The following is a 23,750-nucleotide window of genomic DNA, read 5'->3' on the forward strand; positions in this document are numbered from 1 at the left end:
GGCTTGAACTGCTTGCAGAAGCGGTTCAAGCCGAATTCGTATAGATCGTTGCATAGTGTAGCCATCGGGGTGGGCTCAGAGGTGCCCAGTCTGCTGTCTATGCCTGCGGTTGCGGCATATAGTAGCGTCCAGTACGCATATATTCTGCCAACACACAGATTGAGACGACTGCTGCTGGTGGGAAGGACTGATCCCCCAGCCCTAAACGCTACCTGCCGAAGGCAGAAGGAGTGCAGAGGACTGCCCTCTCTCAGACCGGTGCCGGCTCTGCACTGCCCTGAAGAAAGGGCCGCAAGTAAAGGGCGGTGCGGCGGCCTTTGTGGGTCACGGTCTGCGTGAAGAGACTGTGCATGGCGGGCGTCGGCAGGTGCTGGTCTGGCCAGGTGCTGAGCAGCGCCCGGACCAGCGCCAGGTACGCGGCGGGGTCATCCCCCTGCGACCTGAGCCATGTTTCCACCCGCCGGACCGTTTCATGAAGCGGCAGCAGTGGAGTGGGAAACGCGCAGGCCACCATCAGTTCACGCACATCTCCGGTGACTGGGTCTATGCGCAGCCCGATGCCAGAGCGGCTCTTCCGGGCCAGCCCCGCCCGGATCAGCCCCGGAATTTCTGGTTTCAAGACCTCTGGTCTGGCGGGCAGGTCCGTCAGAGACAAAATGGTCTCGATCAGGGCGGGCCGCCAGCCGTGCAGTTCGTAATACAGCTTGCAAGCCACCTGATCTTGCCCGCCCAGGGCAAACCCTACCTCCTGGGGAAAGCCAGCCTGGTCGAGCAGGTCCAGCATGCGCCGTAGGCGGTTAGAGACTGCAAAGCCCGCAGCGTCCAGCGCGGCGTCAATTCTTGCTCGGCCCCCGCCCAGGGTCCGGTGCAGGGTATTCAGGTAGATTTTGAGGGCCGGCGCCTGCACAGTCTCGGCCGACGACAGTACCTGATTCACGCCGCCCCAGACGGTGAAGCGCGTTCCATCCGGCGCGGCATTCATAGGGTCAGTCAGGACCCGTAAGGCTGGCCAGAGGCGCGCCCAGCCTGCCTGAAAGCCGAGGTGCGCAGCCACGTCTTCCAGAATGCGCAGCCCGCTCTGGGTCCGGGCGGGCGGCGGCAGAAAGGGGTCACCGACCTCTGCGGCGTACCGCAGCGCCGCTGGCACCTGAGGGCCGGTGACGCAGGAGAACTCCAGCGGCAACCCTCCAGACAGCGCCGTGAGCTGCCGCGAGGGCCATAGGCCCGGAGGGTGCAGGCTCAGCCGGGTCAGGTGGGCAAAGAGGGTCTGGGCGTCCTGGGCCTGCGGCTGCGTCAGGCCGGCGGCCAGCGCCGCGCGGGTCACCACGTCGTGCAGGGGATGGGGTGGCGCCGCCGACGTTGTGGGGCTGCGGCGTGGGCGACTGCTCTCCATGCTGTCTGGGTCACCCAGCGCCAGCGCCCGCAAGACGCTCGCGGTGGTAAAGACGCGCCGGTCGTCGCGCGCTGTCAGCGTGAAGCCGACGCTGGCCGGGTGCGCGGGCGGCACACGCAGGATGGGGGCCCCCGGCCAGGCGCCGTCATCGGCTTGCCGGCTCAGCAGCTGCGCAGTGGTGGCTGCGGCCTGCGGCTGGCCCAGCGCCTGCTGGGCACGCAGCTGCCAGGCCAGGTCGAAGGCGTGCCCCGTTTGGGAAAGGGTGGGCGGCTCTGGCCGAGTGGGTCGCCCGGAGGCCGCCCAGACCTCCAGCGTTAGACCAGTGGGGTAGGCGGGGCCTGTCCACCAGAAGCCGGTCCACAGCCCTTCTGAGGTTTGCTGGGGCGCTAGCATAACGGTCCAGGCTCCGTGCAGCCCGGCGGTGGACAGGTCGCCCAGGTCATGCAGCGCGCGCAGGGCGGCGGCGGTGACATCTGGTGACGGCCGCGTCCAGGCGTGCGCTGGGTTTGGCCAGAGGTAGGTGCGGAACCCCTCCCCGTCCACCTCATGGGCGCGCAGAATGGCCAGGGCTCCTGCTGGAATGGGTTGACCCAGCCGCGCCAGCAGCGATAGGGCGTGCGCGGTGCTGTCTGCATCGGCACTCACAGCGGCGTTGTAACCCCAACCGCCGCGCGGGTGTTCGTGGGTCAGCAGCCACTGGGCGGCGTGCTGCGCCGCAGTCCGGGCCCTGTATCTCGGCTCTTTGGGCAGCCAGGGGCAGACCGACACCGCGTGAAGCGCCAGGCCCACATACGCCGTGACCCAGGCGTCCGAGGTGCCTACGGGCAGCCAGAAATCCGTCCAGCTGCCCGCCGGGTGCTGGGCACGCAGTAGGGAGGTTAGGCCCCGTTCCAGCGCTTGAACGCGCAGATTCACCCCTAAGCTAATCATTGGTGGTCGCGTTCGGAAATACGAAGAGGTTGGAGCCCTCGCCATCTTTGGGCTCGCTCCACTGGCCCTGATGATCGAAGTAGATGTTGCGCACCCGGTACTGAAAGCGGTTGACGCTTCCGCCTGCGTTTCCCACGATGTCGCGCAGGGTCTGGTTCATGTTTAGCGTCGCCTGTGCCGCCGCCGGGCTCAGCACCACCTGCTGGTCGGCAAACCCGGCGCTGTGAATCTGCACCTCCACGCGGTAGAGGGTCTGGTAGGCGTCGGGCAGCGGCGTGCGGGTCAGCAGGGGGCATTCCACCTGGAGCCGCCAGCTGATCGAGCCGCTGGGCGCGACCTCGTGAATGTGTTCCAGCACCTGCGCGGCGGGGGTCAGCAGTTCGTGCCCGGTCAATTCGACCTGAATGGCGTTCCAGAGTTCGCCCCCCAGGTCGGCCGTGGGTTTCACGTTCAGCGTCACGCCGCCGGTGGCGGGCAGGGTCAGCGGAAAGGTGGTGCCGTCCACCTGGGCCGCAAAGACTTCCAGGGGCGTCACCGAGTTCTCGTCGTATTGCAGCAGCCGCGCGGCGCAACCGCCCACGCGGGTGTCCACGCCCGCGCCGCTGCTGATTACGACCTGTCCCGGCGACAGCAGGTCGGTCGTGTTGCCTTCCGGCAGCGTCACGGTCAGGGGGAGGCTCGCCACGTCGGCCAGATTCAGGCGCAGCGGCACGTGAAAGACCTGCGGCTGCGGGGTCGGGTCGCCCGGCGCGGCCATGTTCAGGGTCACGTCCACCTGCCCGGTCAGGCCGATGGGCCCCACCAGCAGCTGCGCCAGCAGGCGGTAGAACTCTAGCGACAGGTCCACCACGATCTCGAAGCTGCCTTCCAGTCCGATCTCGATGTCCTGCGCGCCACCCAGCGCCCGCACCTGATCGGGAAAGGCGCCGCCCAGTTTCAGCACGGCTTTCTCGTAGCCGCCCATGACCACCGTGGCGAACGAGATGGCCCCGCCGCTGGTTTTGCGGAGGGTGTCGCGCAGCTTGACCAGACTGGCCGGGTCGTACCAGGGGGCGGCCCGCAGCAGCACCCGCACGCGAATTTCGTCTTCGGCATCGCGGTACAGTGCGGGAATGACGTGGGGGGCAGCCAGGTCCGGGTTGTAGGCCAGCCGGATCTCGTCGGGCAGGCGGTAAACCGTGTTGGGAAAACTGGCGGCCCGCACCAGCCCGAAGCCGATGTTCTGCCACGCCGCGCCCAACGAGGCGTCGCCCACCACCGCGCTGAAGACCGGGCGGTTGTGTTCCAGCGCCGGGTCGAAGAAAAAGGGCACTGTGCGGGTCAGGGTCACCTGCCGGAAGTTGCTCTGCGTCTGCCGCTGGCGCTGCCTGTCCAGCACGCCACTGATCAGGTCGGGATTGAAGCGGACATCAGCGATCAAGCCGTCCAGTTTCAGGCGCGGAGCATGGGCCACGGTGGTCAGGTGGATCAGCGGGGCGGTCAGGGCCACAGGGTCAGGGGAAGGCGGCGTCGGTGGCCCCTCAGGGCGCACCTGCATGGGCCGAATCAGGGCGGCGCTCCGCAGCAGGGACGCCCTCACGCCCAGCGACCCGACCCCGTCCGCCACAATCCGGTGGTCGCGGATGATGGGCGGCGGGCGGCGGGGCGGGTCGTCCACCACGATGGTTTCGTCCAGCCAGTAGCCATACGAGAAGTTCACGGTGACCGCCGCACCCGCACCCAGCTGACTCAGGGCGCGGTACATCGGGTCCACTTCCTCTGGGGTCAGTTCTACGCCCACGCGCAGGCGGAAATTGGGCGTGGCCGGGTTCTGCGGGTCGTCGGTGCCGACCAGTGTGGGACCGTCCAGCGGTCGGGTGCGCGCCTGCCCGCCTTCCTGCCAGGTCAGGGCCACGCTCTCCACCTTCACGGCCAGCGGTTCCGCCCCTGCCGGGAGCCCAGGCCGCGGCGCTTCTTCCAGTTCGAACTGAAGCCGCACGTGCCCGGCCGGGTCTTTCAGGAAGCGCACCTCTGGCCCCATCGGTTCCATGCTGCGCTGCGCCACCCGCAACTCTGGACGGTAGAGCCACTGGCCGCCGGTCGCCTGGGCGGCCACGCCATCGTTGACAGGCGCCTGCGCCGGGACAAAATGGGGGGCCTGCTCGTCTCCGGCCACCTGCATGAGGTACTGCATGCGGGCCATCGGCAGGCCTATGGCGATCTGCGGGCGCACCGACAGGCTGAGGGGCTGGAGGCTGCGGACGTCAATGGTGTTTTTGTCGGGCATAGGGCCTCACCTCCTTCAGGGCACGACGAGAATCGGGTCTTCGGTGGGCGTCCAGGTGACTTCATGGTTGTCGGCAGGGTTCACGCCCACGTAGCGCAGGCGGTAGCTGTAGGTGCGAAGTTGGGCGTTGCGCAGCAGCACCTTCCAGGTCTGGTCGGCCTGCATTTCGGGCCGGAAGGTGTAGTTGATCTGCTCGTCAATCTGGTTGGCGGCGTCCTGATAGCGCAGGTAGGCCAGCACCAGCTTGTATTTCGTCCAGTCGGTGGTGCTGGGGATCACACTCACTTCCAGGGCGTCCACTGCACCTTCGCCGCAGGCCAGCGAAGTGCCCAGTTCACCCTTCTTGCCGTTCTGGTCGCTGCGCGCGCCGTTCTTGTACAGAATGAGCACGTCGTACACGAAGTCGCGTTTGTTCGGGTCGCGCAGGCCCAGCGCCCAGGCACTCGGCTCGCCGTTTTTCGTAAATTCGGCGTGGTGCTCGGCGGAGAAGTCGTGCGCGGCGTCGCGGTAGCGGGCGTTGACCTCGATCTTTTCCACCACGCTGAAATCCGCCTGAGCCATGAAGCGGGTGGTCATGGTCTGCTCAAAGGGGTCGGTGATGCTCAGGTTCTCGGCCTGTCCACTCTGCTCCGGCAGGTCCATGCGCTGGCCGTCGGCCAGGATGAAACTCGCCTGATAGCGGTACGGGCCGGGGTCGCTGGCCGCCGCGCCACCCGGTTTGCCGGTGTAGGTAAAGAAGGTGGCCGCCGGCTTGTCCGGGCTGAGTTCAAAGGTCTGCTGGGCGCTGGGGCCGCTGTAGCCGGGGTATTTCATGGCGACCTGTACGGCCTTGACGTTGTCGGGCATGCGGCCCAGCAGCAGGTTGACTTTCACGAAGCCCAGGCGGCGGTACGAGATCACCAGTTGCCGCTCGTTGGTGTCGGTGGCGCCTGTGGCCGGGACGCGAATGGTTTCGCCCGTGTCCTTGTAACTGATCTCGCTCCAGTAGCGGTAGCGGTCTTTGGGCGCGCCGTCAGCGGCTTTCGCCATCACCTGCCGGAAACGTCCCGGCTGATCGGCAGTCTTGAACAGGAATTCCTTGGCCTTTTTGACGTGGATGCCGCGCACCTCGTCCTGCTGGTCGTAGTCCATAAAGACTTTCAGGGCGTACACAGGGTCGGCGGCAAAGTTCACGTTGGCGCTGACCGTCACGTCCAGTTCCTGAAAAAAGGTGTTGCTCAGGTCCAGGTAACTGGTCAGGGCCTTGACCTCATCGGGCGTGATGGCCTGCGAGAACTGCACGCTGGGGTTGGCGGCCTTTTCCACCAGTTGCGAGCGCGTGATTTCCATGTGAATGCGCCCGGTGTTCTCGGTGTTGACTGGAATGGCTGCCGCCGGGTTCTCGACCTCTTTGGCCACCTCCTGCAGGGCGGGCTGAAAAAAGGTGGGCAGCACGTTAGTCTGGAAAATCTCGAAAGCCATCTTTTCGAGGTCGTCTTTCTGGGCGTTCTGCTCGGCGCCCGGCAGGCTGGAATCATCCACCGTAATCGTGAGGTTGTGAAAGGTGTCGCGGAATTTGGTGATGCTGCTCAGCTCGTCCCACTCGTGAACATACGAGCGCGAGTAGTAGGTGATGCCGAAGATGCTCCGCGAGTGGTGGCTCTCGTAGCGCTTGTGGATGTAATTCTTGACCTCCTTGTAGAACTCGCCCCGGTCACCGTCAATTACGATCTTGATGGCTGGAATGCGCGCCGCGAACTTCAACTGGTATTGCACGCCCGCCAGCACATTCCCTTTTTCCAGCGCCTGCCGGAAGAGTTCGGCGCCGTCCTGGTTCAGATCGGCTGAGAAGCTGGCGAGGTTGCTGTCAATCAGCGACGGCTCTTTCGAGCCTGCCGTGTAAATGACCATGCTGGGCGTGACGGCCGTGAACTGCACGGTGCCGGACAGCCAGATCGGTGGGTAGCCCAGTTCTGGCTCAGTCTGCGCGAACGGCAGATTCAGGAACCACCAGCCCCGGCGCTGCTCGTCGGCCAGTTTGTCTTTCAGGTGGGCGCGAATCTTGTCTTCCTGCTCTTGGCTGACCCCGGCGCGGGTGGTGACTTGCAGGTAACCGCGCTCCACCTCCAGATCGCCGGAGGCCACGCGGTCCAGGTCGCGGGCGTACAGGATGAAGGTAAAAATGGGCCGATTCTCGTCGTCGCGGGCAATCGAGGCGCGCTCGGACACCATATAGAACTTATGGCGCTTCTCGTCGTCACGGTAAATCTGCACGTTGGGCACGTCGGGGACGGTAAAGGAGTTGAACAGGGTCAGCATGTGGGGCTCCTTGGGGTGAAAGAGGGTGTAAGTGCCAGGGAAAGGCTGGACAATGGAAGGGATGAACGCCCGAATAAAAATGGTTGATTGCGCCGGGGTGAGGGATGAACGGGAGTTCTGGGTGGCCTACGCGCGCGGTGTCCAGGTGGATCAACCGGGGTTCGGGCGAAATCTGGATGCCTTTCGAGACGCCCTATGGGGCGGCCCCGGCTGGCCTGAGGCGGATGAGGTCCGCTTTATTCACTCCTGCGGTGTCGCGTCCCTTCAGAACGGGACATTCATAGCAATGCTCAGGAAGATCGCTCTGGAAGTCGGCACGGTGCGGCTCACTTTTGATTCGGATTCCGAACCGCCTGTGACCTCTTAAAACGACGTGACCTGAAGGGCGCCTTGAAGTTCAGATGGGGATACGCTCAGCGGCCCTTCCAGGCAGAGGGAAGTGGAAAGCGTGCGGGTGGTCCGGGCGGTGAAGGAGACAGAGAAGGTACGGAGCGGCTCTGCGGACGTGCTGGCCTTGTGGCTCACCTCGGTCTGGGCGGCGGGAGTGGTCACTTCGTAGCGCAGACGGGCGTCCGGCAGGCCCTTTGCCCACGCGCGTTGCAAGTCGGTGGCCTGCTGCGGCGTCAGGGTGGCGCTCAGCACGCATTCGTTGGCGGCCATCAGTGAGGGGTGTCCAGTCAAAGTCAGGCCTGGCAGCAGATCGGCATGAACCTGCCCGGTCAGCCACTCGGGGCTGAGGAGGGTTACGCGCACCGGTGGAGCCTCTCTGGGCTGATGGCGGTTGAGAGATTCTTCCAGCGCAGCGGTGAGGGTCTGGCGTTCGCTGCCCGTCAAGGCGAGGGTGAGGGTCAGCTGAACCTGGCCGCCCAGCAACTGGAGGTCCGGGCCGCTGCCCCGCCCGTAGGCCAGCAGGCTCAGGGCCGGGGTGCCGTTGTCGTTCCGGGCGACACGCGGCGCGTCTGGAATGGCGTAGAAGCGCGTGGGGTCGGCGTGGTCGGCATAGACCTGCACACCGGGGACATCTGGCACGCGCAAAAGGTTGTTCTGATCCAGCATGACGGCCTCCCTCTTACGGCGCGAAGGAACCAGCCCCGGCCTGCTGCATGAACAGCCGCAGCAGCTGGGTGCCCCATTCCTGGCGGGAATCGGCGTCCATGACCTCGTCGTAGATGATCTGTTCCTGGGCGCTGAGGGTCGTGGCGGGCAGCGGCAGGCGCAGGCGCACGATGCCCAGCGGCGGAGGCGGCCCTGGCGCCTGGAACGGCAGGCTGAACCAGGCGGTCAGCCCCGCCTGTACGTCGGGCGCGGACTGCTGGAGATGCACGCCCCACAGGGCCTCGCGGTAACGGGCGATGGCCCCGGCGCCGTCCATATACGCCACCGAATGTTCCAGATCGGTGTACAGGCTGCGGCGCATGGCGTTGGCCGACCCGATGATGGCCCAGGCGTCGTCCACGATGGTGGATTTGGTGTGGATGGTCTTGGTGAGGTGGCTGAAGACCCCCACGCGGGCCGACTGCGCGGCACTGAGCCCGGCCAGAAGGTGGGTGTTCACCGCCACGCGAAAGAACTTGGCCGTGTCGTTGTTGGGGTCGTCGTTGGGGTCGAACAGCCCGGTCAGAATCACCACCCGCACGGTGTCGTTGGCCTTTACAGCGGCATTGACCCAGTCGAAGACCTCGCCGGAGGTAAAGCCCTGGTCCTCCATGTAGATATACGTCTGCGCGCCCTGAATGCCCTTTTCCCACGCGCTGCGAATCTCGAAGAGGCCGCCGGGCGCGAAACTCAGCGGGTCGTTGCTGGGAATGCTGGCCCCGCCCAGGCTGGCAATACCGCCCACCGAGCCAAAGCGCATCTTGGGGAAGGTCCGCAGGCTCTGGGTGCGTGACTGGCCCCCGGTGGCCGTGGTCAGGGTGCGGGCGGGCAGGTCGGGCATGCCGGCTGGCGCTCCGCTCAGACTGCCGCCGCCGGATGGGGCCGTGTGGCTGGTGCAGGTCACGCCGCCCGCCGTCAGGGACACGGGCGAGCGGCCCCGCACCTCGTTCCACATCAGCCGGAAGGTGTCGTGGAGGCCCTGCACGGCGGGGCCGTCCACCTGCGCTTCCACATCGTGCCAGCTGGGGAGCAGCCGGGAATTCAGCAGGTCAATGCCGCCCGTGAACGCTGTGGCGCTGGCGCTGCTGCCCACAATCGCCATCTTCATGTGGACGGCGCCCGCCGGGTGCGCCAGGATGTTCAGCACGGCCTTGTCCGCCAGGTTCGGTTCGGCGCGCAGGGCATTGACGAAACTCATGGTGTTGCCGTTCAGCCCCAGAATGCTGCGCAGCTGCGGCGCGGCCTGCGCCCGGCTGTTTTGCAGGATGGACGGCGCCATGACCCAGCCCAGCACGCGGACGTCCACGCCAGCGCGGGCCTTGGCCTTCAGCAGGTCGGCCAGTGGGGTGCCGCCCAGGTTGGTGCCCGCCTGAAGCCACCACCCGGCGATGTAAATAAAGTCCCCGGCGGCGCCCGTCAGCGCGTCGATTTTTGCTTTCAGGGCGGCAAAGTAGGGTGGCCCGCCGATGTGCGGCGTGATCGTGCAGCCGGAGTGCGTGGTGAACGAAGAATCCAGAGAGGGCATGGCGCTCCTTTGATGCTTGAGGGAGGGGGGCGGTTAGCGCGGCGGCGGGCGCAGGATCAGCTGGTCGCGGGTGTCGGTGCGAACGTCGGTGCTGGTTTCGGTGCCGTCCTGGGCCAGCAGCGTGAGCTTCCAGGTATAGGTGCGGGCCTGGCGGCTGGGCAGGCGCACCTTCCAGTCCTGCGTAAAGGTCTGCGGGTCATCGGTGACCAGCAGCGCGTCACTCTGGTCGAATCTGGGGTCACCAGCAGGGTCCCTGTAGGCCAGGTCCAGCAGGAGGGCGCTCAGGCCCAGCTGAGAGGGAGACGGGCCCAGGTAGCGCACCGCCACTGTCAGCACGCCCTGAGCAGGAATGCCGACCACCAGATTGGGCGTGCCTGGTTCCTGCCAGTCGCCCGTATCCAGGCCGCCGTCTTTGAAGACGCGGCGCTCGCGGTAGCGCATCTGGGCGGGTTGGTCGTGCCTCGCCAGGCGCACGCTGAACAGTTCGCGCTTGCCGGGGGTACTCAGGTCCAGGCTGCGGCTGTCCAGCACGTGCCCGTCCTGGCTGAACTCGGTGTCCACGACCACGCTCTGGAGTTCGCCCAGAGGGTCGAGCATGATCACGTCGCCGTTCAGCTGTCCGCCGCGTGGGGCGTCCACGACCACCACATCGCCGGGCTCGCCTGCGCCGGGGTTGGGGAGGTGCAGGGTGGGCAGCGCCTCGCTGCTGCCACCGGTGTAAAAGACGGTCGGTGTGACCTGAAACTGCTCGTCAGCCCCCGCCAGGCGGAGATGCAGCAGTTCAGAGCGGTGCTGGGGACTGAGCGTGATCTGCGCGCTGTCGTCAATCTGCCGGTCCGCATTGGTGTAGCGCACCACGGCGTGAACCTCGGCCACATCGGCGGGCAGGCTGGGGGCCAATTGCAGGGTCACGGGCAGCACGCGCCCCAGCCAGCCCGGATGCACCGCCAGACTGCGGGCCTCTGTGCGAATCCAGCCGGATTCCACGCGGGCGTCTTTCAGGCCAATCCCAAACCCACTGCGGTAGTCCGCAATCAGCTTGTACTCGTACCACTGGGTCTGGGCGCTGTCGGCAAAGAACGTGAACTCCTTGCTGTCGGCGCTGCTGCGCAAGATCACCTCGGCGGTGTCTTTGGGGGCGCTGCCGTCCGGGCGCCTGCCGTAGCGCAGTTGAACGGTCAGCTGCACCACCCCCTCGGCGGCAAAATCCACGCCTTGCGCGTTCACATTCAGGTTGATGCGGGCAAAAAATGGGTGGTTCAGGTCCACGACATGCAGGTGGTCACGCAGATCGTGTTCTGAACTCAGAAATTGAATGAAGTTCTGAGGAGCGATGCTCTGGGCCTGTGCACTGACCTGCGAGAGGTTGTAGGTGACGGTGCGCTGCTCCTCCTGCCGGATGTTTTTCAGGACGTAAGCGGCTTGCGGACGGCCCAGGCGGTTCCACACGTCTCCGGCACTTTCGGGGGCGCTGCCGGTTGTTCCAGCTGGACCGGTGCCGCCAGTCGCTCCTGTTCCAGTGCTGGCCGCTCCGCCTGGCCCGGCGGGTCCGGTGGCCCCCACTTCAGGTTCGGTGTGTTCGCGCCCCGCCAGCATGGCCCCCATCCCTGCCGCCACCGCTGCGCTGGGGCCATGTTGCAGGGCGGCGCCCACCGTTCCTGGCACAGTGCCCGTGGTGGCGGGCACGGCCACCGTGGGGTCCGCCGCCGTGATGGTCTCGCCCCGCACCTTGGGTTCGCCGGGGGTCAGGGACGGCTGAAACAGGGCGCCGGTGGCGAGGTCCTTGACCAGCGTGTCTATGCGGTTCTGGCGCTCGCGGATGGCGGCAGGGTCCGACAGTGCCAGCGTGCGCGCCGTCTCGCGGATGCGGATGTGCTGCTCCTGCTTCAGGTGTTCTACGATGTTGTCGATATCCGCGCGGAACAGCAGCGTGCTCAGCGTGAAGCGGCTGCGCGCATACTCATACGAGGACTTGAAATCAATGCTGATTTCCAGGTCATAGGCGGGCAGGAGCCCCACGTATTCCAGGGTGTAGATCACTCCCACCGGGCGGGCATTCACGGCGCCGCTCAGCACGCCCATCATGAAGGCCGCGCCGTCCTCGGAGAGCGAGAACGAGAAAATGGCGCGGTTGTCGCCGTCCAGCGAGGGCTGCCCGGCGCCCAGAATATGTTCGACAAAACGTGGGCCCTGCGGCGCGGCGGGGGCGCTGGGCGCCGTTCCTCCATCCGTGGCTCCGGCGCCGCTGTCCTCGCCCAGCCCAATCACGCGCGCCGTACCCCGCGTATAGGGCACTGGGGCCAGGGTCACGTCGTCGCCGTACTGTTCTTTCAGGCGGCCTTCCAGGCGGGGTTTCAGGCCCCCCAGCCCCACGTCCACCACCATGTTCAGAAAGCCGCCCGCCACGTCGTGGCCCGCCTCGCCGCCCTTGCGGTAGCTGAACAGGTCGAACAGCGGCTGGCCGCGCTCCAGGGTGATGTGCGGGGGAAGAGGCAGATGGTAAAAGCGGCTGGGCTGGTCGGCGTCCTGAAACACCGTGACACCCAGCACCTCCATTCTTGTTTCCAGGTTCAGCATGGGGTCGCGCCTCCGGGCACGGGCCAGAGCAAGAGGACAAAGCGGGCGAACGGAAGCGGGGGCGGTTACAGCGTGCGGGTGGACAGAATCAGCGGCGAGGCCGTCATGTCTTTCCAGGCCGCTTCCCTGGTGCTGCCGTCGCTTTTAAAGGCTGTGGTCTGGAAGCGGTAGTGCAGAGGTTGGCCGGGGGCCAGATTGAGGCTCACGGTGGCCTGTGTGTCCGCGCCTTGTAGCAGCACGCTCTGGGGATCGTCGGTGGGTGGCCCGGCGGCGGGCAGCAGCTGCACCTTGATTTGCAGGGCGTCCAGGCCCACATCGGCCAGGGCCGGGCCGATCAGGCGAATGTCCACGCGCCCCACCCGGTGCGCGGCGGACCCCACGATCAGGGACGGCTCGTCTGTCGCTTCCCAGTCCCCCTCGGTCAGCAGGCCGCTTTCATGCACGGTGACGCGGGTTCGCACGGTCTGGCGGTCCGGGCTCAGCACCGGCCAACTCTGGGTCACGCTGGCAAAGGGGGGATGCAGTTCCACCAGGCGCGTGCGGCGGTAGTTCCCGGCTTCATCGTGGTAATCCAGTTCCACGGTGATCTGCGTGATCTGGTCGGACGCCAGCACAGGTTTAATCAGCAGTTGCCGCTGCGCTGTAAAAGGCGAATCAAGCCGCAGGAGCGGGTCCTGCCGGGCCTGGAGGGGCGTGGTGTAGGTGCCGCCGTCCGTGAAGGCAAAGGTGGCCTGCACGCCGTAGGGCTGAAGCCCGGTGTCCTGGGTCCGCACCTGCCAGCGGCGTGGCGCCGCGTCGGGGCCAGGGGTCAGGCGCACATGCTGGTCCGCCTGGAAGGCACTGGCGCGGTCGGCGCTGGCGGGATAGGTCAGGTGAACGTCCACCTCCTGTGTGTCGGGCGGCAGTCGCCCGGCTTCGACCTCCACGTTCAGCACGCCAAAATCTGCGTAGGGATTGAGGAGCAGCGAGCGGCCTGTGCCCACGCGTTCGGGCAGGTCATAGCGTAGGGCGTCGCCGTCTGTCCCGCTCTGCGGCATGAACTCGTAGGTCAGGGCGGCGTGGTAGGTCAGGCTGCGGCGGCCCCGGCGCTTGACGGCGAAGGTTTTGTCCCCGGTGGACTCGGGCCGGAAGATCAGTTCGGCGGTGTCGGGTGGGGGCTGGGCACCGGGCTCCCCATAGCGCAGCCGCACCGCAATCTGTCGCAGGCCCAGCGTCTGCATCTCCTCCCTTGTGGGGCCCGTCACCAGCACGTCCAGCAGCTCGAAAAACGGGTCGTCCAGACTGATCTGGTGGATGTGCTGCGCCAGTTCGGCGGGGCTCAGCAGGACCTTCAGGAAACTCTGCGGAGCGTGGGTGCGTTCTTCCGGGGCGCGCTCACGGAAGCTGTAGGTCACCTGCTTGTCCTCGTAACTCCGTTTGAGGTCCAGGGTCAGGTTAACGCCGGTGGTCGTGCCCGCACTGCCCAGCCCGCCCGGCAGCCCCGTCGGCAGCGGCAGCGTAGTCTGGGGAACCGGCCGGAACATCTCCTGCACAATCCGGTCGCGGAACAGAGACAGCGCCAGTTCCTTACTTCTCTGTGCCTCGTCGCCCACGGCCTGACTGGTCAGCTCAATCTGGATGTCGCCTGTTTCGACGAGGTGGTCTATGCCGGCCTTCACCTCGGCTTTCGCCCAGGCGTAGCCCACGCCCAGCGAGCCGCCAAAATGCTCAAAGACCCGCGAGAGGTTGGCGTGGACCACCGCTTCCACCGCCGGGCGCAGGCCATAAAACTTCAGGTCGTACACCACGCCCACCGGCGCGGCGCGGTCTTCGTAGAGCCCTTTCAGGAACGCCACGCCTTCCTGCGACAGGCTCAGGGAAAAGATGCTCCGCAGGTCGCCCAGCAGCGCAGGCTGACCGCTCCCCAGAAGGCGTTCTACAAAAGTGGGGCGTCCCTTTGTAGGACTGGCTGACGCCGGGTCGGTGGTGCTGTCGGCCGGCGTGGTCATCTGGTCCAGGGCGATGACGCGCACGCTGCCCTTGTGGTACGGAATCCCCGCCAGACTCACCTGCTCCTGCGGCAGGCCAGCCCGGCCCGCCAGTTCGCCGCGCAGGGCCGAGAGCTGCGCGGCGCTCAGCAAGCACTCGCTGCCCATCGTCAGGAAGCCTGCGCCCAGTTCGTCGGGAATGGTGGTGCCCGCCAGCACCGAATGCCTGAGGTCCACGCTGTACGCCATCAGGTCGAACATGGCCCGCCCGCCAGACCGGGCCAGTGCCGGGTGCGGCGCGGCGTAGTAAAACTGCGAGGCCACCGCGTGATCGCGGAAGACGGTGACACCGGCAATTTCGAAGGCAGGGAGTTCAAAACTCAGCACGGCGGACCTCCAAAAAAGGACGGGTCATACCGATTCAATCCGCGCGGACTCGCAGAGCGAGCAGGAAAAAACGGGTTCCGGACGTGGAGTTGGTGAAGCAGTGGGGTGCTGCTTGGAGGGCGGAATAAACGGCAGTCCGTGTCAGGGCTCATCCGCTCACACTCCGGGTCTTCAGCTGCACCACCAGCAGGTCGGCGTCGCTGGCGGTCCAGGGAGTGCGGGTCACGAAACCGGAGTCATCCACGAAGACGGCGCTGAAAAAGACGGTCTTGACGGGTGGGTCGCCCAGCAGGACTTCCCAGGCAGCCGGGGCCAGAGGCTGCCCGCGCGTGAAGTTCAGTTCGGTGTTCTCCTTCACCACACCCTGCGGGTCACGGCGCTGAAGCTGCAACCGCACCTCGCGCAAACGGGCGGTGTCCAGTGGGCCGCCCACGCACTGCACCCGTACGGCGCGGCGCTCGACCAAGCGGCGGTCAATCACGAGGCGGTCGTCCAGCGTCTCTCGCCACGAGCCTTCCAGCAGCGAACCGGAAGTCGTCAGCAGGGTCAGGCGGTAGCCCAACGTTTGCGGGCCGCCCTCGGCAATCGGGTAGTCGCGGCGCAGATAGGGTGTGGCGGCGCTGAGCGGGATCTGCTCATCAAACTGAATGCCGCCAGGCTCATCACGGTAGCGCAGCTGCACAAAGGCGGTCAGCACGTCGGCCCAGGGCAGACTGACAAACAGGTTCAGTGGCCGCTTGAATGGTAAAGGGTCGGGAACGCTCACGTAGTCGTCCGTCCAGAGCTGCGGCGCAGGGGTGATCGGGCCCCCGGCGGCGTCGGCGCGGTGGTAGGTCAGGGTCACTTGATAGGGCGGCGGGAAAAGAGGGTGCCCCTCTGCCGCGAAATACCGGAAACGCCAGCCTCCACTCGGCTGCGCGGCGGACAGCTCGACCCGGCCAAGCTGTGGCGCTGTTCCTGGTTCCCCGCCGAAGCGGAGTTCAGCGGTCACGGTTGGAAACTGCGCAAAGGGAAAACTGGGGGCGGCGCTCACCTGCACCTCCTGCACGCCGTATACCGTGCGCGGCTCTGCCACCAGTTCTGCGGCGCGGCCCGGCTGCCAGTCCCCCTGCACGGGCGGGTGCGGCCCGAAGGGGCCGGTGGGGTCAAACTGCACCTCCAGACGGGTCTGGTACAGGCGCGAGAATTGCCCAGCGTCCTGGCCCAGCAGGTTCACGAGGTAGGTTTCTTTTTCTGCGGCGCTGCGCAGGGCAAAGGTCCTGCGCGGTTCAGCCGGGGCGCCGCCCCCGTCCACGCGGGCCAGTTCGGCGCGCACCTCGGCCAGTCCGTCGCGGGCAAAGCGGTCTTCGCTGCTCACCTGCACTTCCAGGCGGGGAAAGCCGTCGAGATTCACCTGGGTGATCAGCTGACGGCGCAGAGTAGGCCAGTCCGGACGGACCTTGCCCTGCTCGTCCAGACGCAGGCCTCGCAGCAGGCCGCCCAGCGTGCCCTGCGGCAGCACTTCGCGGCGCTCGGCCACCGCTTCGTTCATGCGAGCGGACAGCGTACGGAGTTGCTGGTCGTCCATCACCTTCAGGCTGTAACTGACTCCGGGAATGACCGTGCGGACCAACCCCGAGACCAGCCCACTCACGGCGTCGCCTACAGCATTCGCGGTGGCTGCCGCCGGATTCGCCACCGGGGTAAACAGCCGTTCCAGCACCCAGTCGGTCAGCTGCTGGCGGGCACGTTCAGCAGCGGCCGCCTCGCCCTCGCCGGTTCCGAGCACGGTCACGTCAATCTGCACGCCGCTGTCTTCCAGGGCCCGGCTGATCTGCGTCTGCACGTCAGCGGTCACGTAATACAGGTTGGCCTTCAGCTTCTGCTCCAGGTGGCGGTAGACCCGCGTCCAGTCGGCCTGCACCTTGACCGAGAAACTGGGCCGCAGCCCCGCGAAGGTCAGGCGGTAGGTGGCGATGACTGGCAGGTCGGGGGCGTCCAGCGCCTTTTCCACCAGTTCGGCGGCCAGTTCGTCCAGCACCAGTTGAAAGGTGGCCGTATTGCGGCCTCCCAGCGAGGCCCGCCCGCTGCCCAGAATCTGGATGTTAAAGGGAGCAGGGACGGCAGGTTCTCCAGGGGCAGAGGCCGTGCCCAGCGCCACCAGTTCCACCGTGCCAGAGTCGAAGAACACCGGGGAGAGGTGCAGTTCAGCGGGTGGGCGGTTCAGGGCCTTGCCCAGCTCGGCGCGCAGGAGGGCCAGGGCCTCGTCGGGCACCATCAGTTCGGTGGTCAGGGTGAGCAGGCCGCCCGCGACCTTGGCCGCTCCTGCGCCGCCGCCCAGGTATTGCACGAGCGAGAAGGCCGGGGCACCGTCCGGCGTGCGGGCCAGACTGGGCGCGGTGGGCAGCACATACCACTGCCGGGGGTCGGCGTGATCAGGCAGCAGGCTGTAGCCGCCGATCAGGTGGTAAGGAGGGGCCAGGGACAGCATCCAGGCCTCACGCGCTGGGCGGCTCAGGCAGGATCAGGAATTCCTGCGTGGCGCCGAGGGGGGCGTGCTGGCCGGTCAGTGGCCGCTGCGTGCCGTCTTTCAGAAAGTACGTCACGTCGTAGCTGTACTCGCGCACAGCGGGACCCAGTGTGACCGTCCAGGTCTGCGGCGCGGCGTCCCGGAACATCAGGGCGGCCTCATCGGCAGCGGGCAGGGCCGGGTCGTGATAACTCAGGCGCACCAGGGCGCGCTTGACGCTGCTCCCCCAGTCCAGGTCGCCGGGGTCCACCTCGACCCGGCACAGGCCGTGCGGGGCGTTGCCCACTTTCAGGGAACCGTCCGACTCCTGGGTCACCCAGCCGCTGTCTTCAGAGGCGCCGTTGTGCAACAGGGTGGTCTGGCGGAAGCGGTAGCCGCGCCGGGTCTTGTCGCGCAGCATGAAGCGCCACGGCAGCATGCCCGCCTGATCCCTGGAAAAACTCAGCGTGGTCTGCATCCGGTAGCCGTTGGCGGGGTCCTCGTAGTCCAGGTCCACGAGGAGCTGACGCACTTCTTCCCAGTCCGCCAGTGGAATCACATTCAGGTTGAAGCTGTCTTCAAAAGGCGTGTGAATCGCCAGATTCTGTGCGCCCGGCGCATGTTCCAGCCAGTCGCCCGCCGTGCGCTGCATGTTCCCGGCGTCGTCTTTCAGTACATACGTCACGCGGGAGCGGTAGGGCTGGGTCCAGGGGGCGTAAATCACACGTTTGTATGTCGCCGCGGGCGTTTTATCGTCCAGCAGCACGGTTTCCACGGCGTGCGGCACATTCTGGTGCGAGTCGGCATATTCGATCTCGACCTCAATGCCAGTCAGCTTGTCGTTGAAGGCTCCCGGCGCGGTGGACAGGTTGATCTCGATAATGCCGGGATTGGGCACGCTCAGCGTGCAGTGGCGCAGGGTGGTGTCGCGCCCCTCCAGCGTGCTTTTCAGGACGGGGCCGGACTTGTAATTCACATCGACCTCAACGTGATAGGTGTCTTTGCCCACCGCTGCAATGCGTGACTCGAATTTTTTCGGTTTATTGTCGGTCGCCGTGAACGCCAGGCTGTCGCGCTTGGTGATTCGGGTGCCGTCCGGCCGCACCTGGTCGTAGCTGAAATGCCCCACCACGCTGTGCACGAAGTCGCCGTACCTGGTGAAGTCGAAATTGGTGTCCACGTCCACCGTCAGGGTGTTGAAGAACCACGGCGCGTTGCCCAGGTCAATCTCGATCAGCACGTCGTCCACTGGCACGCCCAGGAAACTGGGGTTGATCTGTGCGGACGGGTTGTACTGCCGCTTGATCACGTCGCGGTACGACACATTCAGGTCAAAGCGGGCCTGAATGTCCTGTTGCAAGTAAGACATCCACTGACTTTCGCGGTCCTTGTCGGTTTCGATGGTGCCGCCTTTCAGGAAATGCTCCTTGATAAAGGCGTCCATCGCCTGAAAAGCGAAGGCCCGCAGCGATTCCATGTCGTCCTGACCCAACTCGGCGGTGCCTTTCAGGATTTCTAACTGAATCAGGCCCTGCGACTCCATCGTTTCGGCAATGGATGTCCGGTGGGCGACCTCGTGCGACTCGTCGTTGCCCCAGGTGTCGCTGGAACTCACCTGCTCTTTGGTGTAGCCGATCACCGCTTCCTTGACCTCTTTGGAATCCACATGGCCGCGAATGGTGATGGCCGGGAGGCGCACCGGAAAGGTCAGGTCGTATTCGATGGCGGCCACGCTGCCCTGCTTGCGGAGCGCCTCGTAAAACAGGGTGGCACCGTCGGCAGTCAGTTCCACCGCCAGCGAAGCGATGTTATCCCCAAACAGCGACGGCTTGCCCAGGTTCACCGCCTTGATGAATTTGTCGTTCTGCATGATGATCAGCCGGACCTCGCCCTCGGTAAAGTCCACGGGGGCCAGCGTGACTTCGGGCAGGACGGTGGTCGTGGGCATCTCCGAGCGCAGGCGCGATTGCAGCGCCTGCCGGATTTTTGCCAGTGTCTGCGGACTCTCGCGCATGACGGTGGTAAAGACCAGATAGCCGCCGCCCGGTTCGGCCCCGGGCCGCTCGATAGCGAACTGGTAGCGCATGAACGTGAACTGCGGTTTGCCGTTCGCGCCGGGCGCGATCACCGGCTTGCTGGGCAGGTAGTAGAAATTGGCAGGATTCTCGTCGTCACGGAAGACCGTCACACCCTCAATCTCGGCCAGCACAGGAATACTCAGCACAAGTTCGCCTCCTGAACGGAATCAAGGCGCTGGACCGGCGCCCAGCTGCGCCCGGAGACTCAGGCTGATGCGGCGGGCCTGGTCCCTGTGACCCTGCCTGGCCGGCTCTGGTTCATCCGAATGCGCCGCGCTCAGTGCACCACGGCACCCGTGATCAGCCCGTGATCTGTGCCGGGCGACTTGGTCAATCGGCCCCAGATCGCGCCGGATTCAAGCCGAGGCGTTTGAACCAGAGGGGGCACCCTGCCCTATCTGCCGCAGGTCTGCGCAGCTTGGCTGGCCGTGTCATCGGCCCATCATCCTGGGGCCTCTACCTTGCTGGAACAAGGAGCCGCCATGTCCAAGGATTTGCCCACACTGCCTTCCACCACTGACCCAGCACCCCAGGGCCGGGTGTACGTTCTGCGCATCTGGCACGAGTCTGGGAACCAACCGACAGGCTCCACATGGCGCGCCTCCTGCAGAGAAGGTGCTCTGGGCGAGCGGCGCTATTTCGCCAGTATTGACGAATGTATTGACCACCTGTACGGCGAACTGGTCCGGCGCTGAGCGTCACGCCTGGCAGATTTTTCCTGTCTTGACATGACGCAGGCGACGTCGCCGGTCGCTGTGGCTGACGCGGAGATTTTGCGTTGCGGTTACTCATGGGAAAGGCGGGGTGTTTCTCTCAACGACCTGATCTTGAGTCCTGAACCCTGCCGCTGGTGTGGGCTGTTGGGCAGTCTGGGAACGGATGTCCGAACCGGCACTCTGTTGCCATGCTCTGCGCTGTCGGGCGGTGTTACCGATTGGTTGGGTTGGCCCACGGGCTCTGGTGGCTGCGAGAGATCGGCGCGCTTAACGCCGTACAGGCTCAGGGACAACGCAGCAGGCCATCCACCACCCAGCCTGCCTGGACCTGTACGCCCTCGTTGGCGGGGTAGATCCAGGCAGAGTGCCTTTTTCTGCTCTCCGGGTTCAGGAGGCGAGAGCGGCATAGCTCCCAGAAGTCAACACTGAACGCTGGCCAGCCACGGACGCTGCCTGTTCCGCCCTTCAACGGAGAGCGGTGGATGTAACGTCTGGGCGCCGCTATGCAACTTTCCAGGGCCAGACGAAGTGAGCCGTTTGTCAGCGGCTCACTCCGAAGAATTAGTCTGGTAACGGTCTGAAGCGCCTCAGCGGGCACTGCTGATGTCAAAGAGCAGGGGCCGACCAGCGCCGTCCGTCAAGCTCAGGCTCTGCCCATTCACGTTCGCTGGCAGAGCAAAGTAGAAGCGCACGCGGACCTCTTCCCCCGCTTCCAGTGTGCCGACGGCCTTTTCGTCGCGGCTGGCCTTGAGCAGCATCTGGTTGTATTCGACCCGCTCGCCATCGGCGTCTTTCAGGATTGGCTTAAAGTCCGACCAGGCGTACCGGCTGCCGCGCGGCTCCATGCTCCGCAGGGTAAACGTCGCGCTCAGATAGCGTTGCCCGGCTGGCGGGGCTTTGCCGCCCAGCACGTCATTCGTAAACTGCACATCGTCCAGCCGCACGTCAAAGCGCTCTAGTGAGCGGAAGGCGTTCATGGTGGCTGGCAATTGCGCCAGCGGGGTCGCGCCACTGGCGTCGGCTGGGTCGGCCAGGCCGGCAGCGAGTTTACGCACCTGGCCCCGCAGGTCGTAGCGCAGCAGGGCGGCCTCCCGCGCCACCATCAGCTTGGGGACCACGCCAGCGGCCGGCACGCGGATGACGGTCATGACCTGCACCTTCTGGGCCGGCTTGAGGTTCAGTTCCAGCCGCTCGCTGGTGCCCTCGCGGGCGACGGCCTGGGCGAAGGGGTAGTTGCGGTCCTGGGCGTCCACGGCTGTAAAGGTCAGGTCGGGCCAGTAGTAGCGCACGTCGCGCGACTGCGGGTTGTGAACGGTGTAGTGGAGGACCAGCAGTTTCTCGCCCACCTTGGGAAAGTACACGGTGTTGCCGATGACCACGCGCCCCACGCTGTAGTCGGCGCTCAGGAGCGTGAAATTCAGGGGGCTGGCCTTGCCGAGGGTAAAGGTTTCGCCCAGCTTTGCCGCCACGCCGTCTTGCTGCGTGGTGCCCAGGACGACCCGGGGCGGCGCGGTGGTGGTCTGGGCCTGCCCGGCTCCGCCCAGCGTCAGGGCGGCGAGGAAGGGAAGAAGGCAAAGGGCAGTTGTCTTGGTCATAAGGGTCTCCTGGGTGGCCACGTCGGCCTTGAACTGACCCCACGGTAGAAAAGAGAGGATGATAGGCGAATGATCGGTCTGGGGAAAGACTGTAGAAGACGTGCTGGTGAGGGAAAGACGCAAACAGATCAGATCTGGCGGTTTGCGAAAGCTCTTCACGGGGGCTAGGGCAGGCGTCGGCGCCAGGTGTTTAGCCTCCGCACAGGCAATGGCTCGTCCATCTGAAGTACCGTTTGTGCAGTCCACCAACCAGCAGGGGCACACGCCCCCGTTCTGTCAATTCGTTCAACGCAGGTCAGAGCTGCCTGTCCAGGACGGCATTGGAGAGCTTGGGACACCTCCGCGTGGGGGTCTGATACGGCTTCCGCCCATTCCCGGAAACCCGTGCTTTTTCCTTCTCTTTCCCGTCGGGTCAAACCTATAACTCGGTACAGGGCGAACCAGACTCCATATGCCCAACAGGTGCCAAAAGGCCAGAGCAACACAAAAGCCGCCCAACTCGGGCGGCCTGAAAGGGAAAGATCGTTTACTCCGGGTTCTTGAGGCTCAGTTCCATCGTGATGCCGTAGCGATCATGGTTGTCGTGGAACAGGGCCAGCACACTGGTCGCAAATTCTTCCTGGTCGTCAGAACTCAGAAGGAGCTGCTGCCGGGTTCCATTCAGGACGTGTACCGCACTGACCCGGTAGCGGCCCAGTGGCACATTCTGCACCCCGTAGCCGTCAACAAAAGGGCGCGTAAATGGTGTCGTGCTGCCCATAACATTCGGCCCGTCAGGCGTAAAGGTGAAGACCAGGGTGTCGTAATCCAGTTCAACGTTGGAATGCGCGATATACGTGTTAACTTTGCCCGCCGGGGCGTCGCTGGCCTTGAAGGTGAAATCCCGGACGGCGCCCTTCGAGCCATCAAAGGACGTGTCATCGTTGGGTTTCAGGCGCGCCTCGAAAGTCTGCTCGCCTACCTTGAGGTTCATATAGGCGCCGGCAGCCCAGCTGCCGGGCTGGTGGGCCAGGGCCACCGTGTAGCGGCCCTGCGCGTCGGTGACGCCCTCTGCATTCATGTTGTAAAACGCGGTGTGGTCAGCAAAGACCCGCACGCCTGCCAGCGGCTCGCCGGCTTCTGTTTTCACGGTGCCGGTCATGGTCCAGGCGGACACGGCGCCGGGTGCCGTGGGTGCGGGTTGCTGAGGACCGGGCGACGCGGGTGCAGGCTGGCTGGTGGCGCTGCCGCCACAGGCCGAGAGGGTGAGCAGGGCAAAGGCGGTCAAAATCAGTTGGGTGCTGCGCATGGGGTTCCTCCTGTGGGCGCCTGGCGCGCCGTTGGTGATGCCTGGACTGTAGTTAGGGATGGATGATGGCTTGATGGTGCGGGAGCGTGGGGCTTCACAGGAGACCGCGCCGCTGGTCAGCACGCGGTCGAAGGTGCCGGGTCACTGGCCACGGACGGACAGGTTCATCCGGGCGCCGTAATGGGTTTTCGCGGCACGTGCCTGTTGAGGCGGCGGTGTATTCAGACTGTCCCTCTCGGCCCGCACGTCAACGGCTGCCCGCGTTCCTTCAGGCGCATGTGTGGCCGAGACGCTGTACGTGTCCACTGGCACGTCGGTAACCTTTCCGCCCCACAGCGTCCGATTGAAGAGGGCCGCTGTGCTGTCGTCAATCAGGGGTCCCTGAGGCGTGAAGATCAGTTCCAGGCTGTCCCAGTCCAGCTCGCCGCCACCGAAATACACGTTGACCGGGTGGCCTAGCACGCCGCCGTCATACTCTCCCTGGATACGCCACACGAAGTCACGTACGGCGCCTGTCGTCGCCTGAAACGCCGAGCGGTCGTCGGGATACACAGTGAAAGTGAAGGTCTGACCATTCCAGGGTCGGCTGATCTTCGCGCCGGCTCGCCAGGTGCCCACGTTGTGCGGCAGGTCCAGGGCGTAGCGGCCACCCGCGTCGGTCGTGCCCACCACGTTCATGTCGAAGTAGACGGTGTTGTCAGCCCAGACTTCAACCCCGGCCAGAGGCTGCCCGGCTGCGTCGCGCACCACACCGCTCATGACGTAGGGCTGCTGCACCTGGGGCGCGGGCTGGGTGGGGCCGGGGACAGGTTCAGCCGGTCCTGGGGTGGCGGTGCCTGGCCCGCCGCAGGCCGGAAGGGTGATGAGGGCCAGCGCCATCAAAAGTAGTCGGGTGGTGTGCATGAGGTTCCTCCTGGGGCGGCCTGCATGGGCCGCTGGTGATGGCTGAACCTTAGGCGGCGGCAAATGATGGGGGAATGGTGGCGCGCAGCGGCGGGCCGACCAGTCTTTTCCCTATTGCAGCTCTTGTGTGCAACTCTGTCTGGCTCCAGTACATTCAGGCAGATTTACCCTCTTACTCCTGTAGATAAAACGCCTGGCGACGGCGGGGCCTTATACGCGCCCACTCACTTTCACTTGCGTGACA

At 65.5% G+C, this 23,750-nt stretch carries 13 protein-coding genes; 1 reads left to right on the top strand and 12 read right to left on the bottom strand.

Annotation, left to right across the window (positions count from 1 at the left end; all coding sequences use genetic code 11):
* Window positions 1-250: 250 nt before the first annotated feature.
* The 3 genes from GO986_RS06700 to GO986_RS06710 are packed head-to-tail and all read right to left on the bottom strand — an operon-like array spanning window position 251 to window position 6,887.
* Entirely contained in the window at window positions 251-2,308 is a 2,058-nt protein-coding gene (locus tag GO986_RS06700; protein WP_157458504.1) for a hypothetical protein, read from the bottom strand.
* 7 nt (window positions 2,309-2,315) lie between these two features.
* Window positions 2,316-4,589, bottom strand: coding sequence for a hypothetical protein (locus GO986_RS06705; protein ID WP_157458505.1), 2,274 nt, complete (start codon window positions 4,587-4,589; stop codon window positions 2,316-2,318).
* 15 nt (window positions 4,590-4,604) lie between these two features.
* Window positions 4,605-6,887, bottom strand: coding sequence for a hypothetical protein (locus GO986_RS06710; protein WP_157458506.1), 2,283 nt, complete (start codon window positions 6,885-6,887; stop codon window positions 4,605-4,607).
* Window positions 6,888-6,948: 61 nt separating this feature from the next.
* Between GO986_RS06710 and GO986_RS06715 the strand changes: the two genes are divergently transcribed.
* On the top strand, window positions 6,949-7,254 hold the full coding sequence (locus GO986_RS06715; protein WP_198170454.1) for a barstar family protein: 306 nt from the start codon (window positions 6,949-6,951) through the stop codon (window positions 7,252-7,254).
* Here GO986_RS06715 and GO986_RS06720 read toward each other — a convergent pair.
* The 9 genes from GO986_RS06720 to GO986_RS06760 form a co-directional block, all read right to left on the bottom strand.
* Window positions 7,251-7,943 (bottom strand): hypothetical protein, encoded by a 693-nt coding sequence (locus GO986_RS06720; RefSeq protein WP_157458508.1) that lies wholly within the window; start codon window positions 7,941-7,943, stop codon window positions 7,251-7,253. The genes GO986_RS06715 and GO986_RS06720 overlap by 4 nt on opposite strands.
* A 13-nt stretch (window positions 7,944-7,956) precedes the next feature.
* Entirely contained in the window at window positions 7,957-9,507 is a 1,551-nt protein-coding gene (locus tag GO986_RS06725; RefSeq protein ID WP_157458509.1) for a phospholipase D-like domain-containing protein, read from the bottom strand.
* 33 nt (window positions 9,508-9,540) lie between these two features.
* Window positions 9,541-12,084 carry a hypothetical protein gene (locus tag GO986_RS06730; RefSeq protein WP_157458510.1) on the bottom strand — a complete coding sequence of 848 codons (2,544 nt, stop codon included), beginning with the start codon at window positions 12,082-12,084 and terminating at the stop codon, window positions 9,541-9,543.
* A gap of 65 nt (window positions 12,085-12,149) precedes the next feature.
* A complete protein-coding gene (locus GO986_RS06735) occupies window positions 12,150-14,438 on the bottom strand; it encodes a hypothetical protein (RefSeq protein ID WP_157458511.1) in 2,289 nt (762 codons plus the stop codon).
* A 148-nt stretch (window positions 14,439-14,586) separates the two neighbouring features.
* Complete coding sequence (locus tag GO986_RS06740; RefSeq protein WP_157458512.1) at window positions 14,587-16,908, bottom strand: hypothetical protein; 2,322 nt, start codon at window positions 16,906-16,908, stop codon at window positions 14,587-14,589.
* Window positions 16,909-16,915: 7 nt separating this feature from the next.
* Window positions 16,916-19,150: a hypothetical protein gene (locus GO986_RS06745; RefSeq protein WP_157458513.1), complete on the bottom strand. Its 2,235-nt coding sequence runs from the start codon at window positions 19,148-19,150 to the stop codon at window positions 16,916-16,918.
* 1,157 nt (window positions 19,151-20,307) lie between these two features.
* Window positions 20,308-21,315 carry a DUF4352 domain-containing protein gene (locus GO986_RS06750; RefSeq protein ID WP_157458514.1) on the bottom strand — a complete coding sequence of 336 codons (1,008 nt, stop codon included), beginning with the start codon at window positions 21,313-21,315 and terminating at the stop codon, window positions 20,308-20,310.
* A 526-nt stretch (window positions 21,316-21,841) separates the two neighbouring features.
* On the bottom strand, window positions 21,842-22,603 hold the full coding sequence (locus GO986_RS06755; protein ID WP_157458515.1) for a peptidase associated/transthyretin-like domain-containing protein: 762 nt from the start codon (window positions 22,601-22,603) through the stop codon (window positions 21,842-21,844).
* Between the two features lie 141 nt (window positions 22,604-22,744).
* Entirely contained in the window at window positions 22,745-23,506 is a 762-nt protein-coding gene (locus GO986_RS06760; RefSeq protein WP_157458516.1) for a carboxypeptidase regulatory-like domain-containing protein, read from the bottom strand.
* Window positions 23,507-23,750 lie beyond the last annotated feature (244 nt).

The sequence above is a fragment of the Deinococcus arboris genome (assembly GCF_009755355.1).
Taxonomy (GTDB): domain Bacteria; phylum Deinococcota; class Deinococci; order Deinococcales; family Deinococcaceae; genus Deinococcus; species Deinococcus betulae.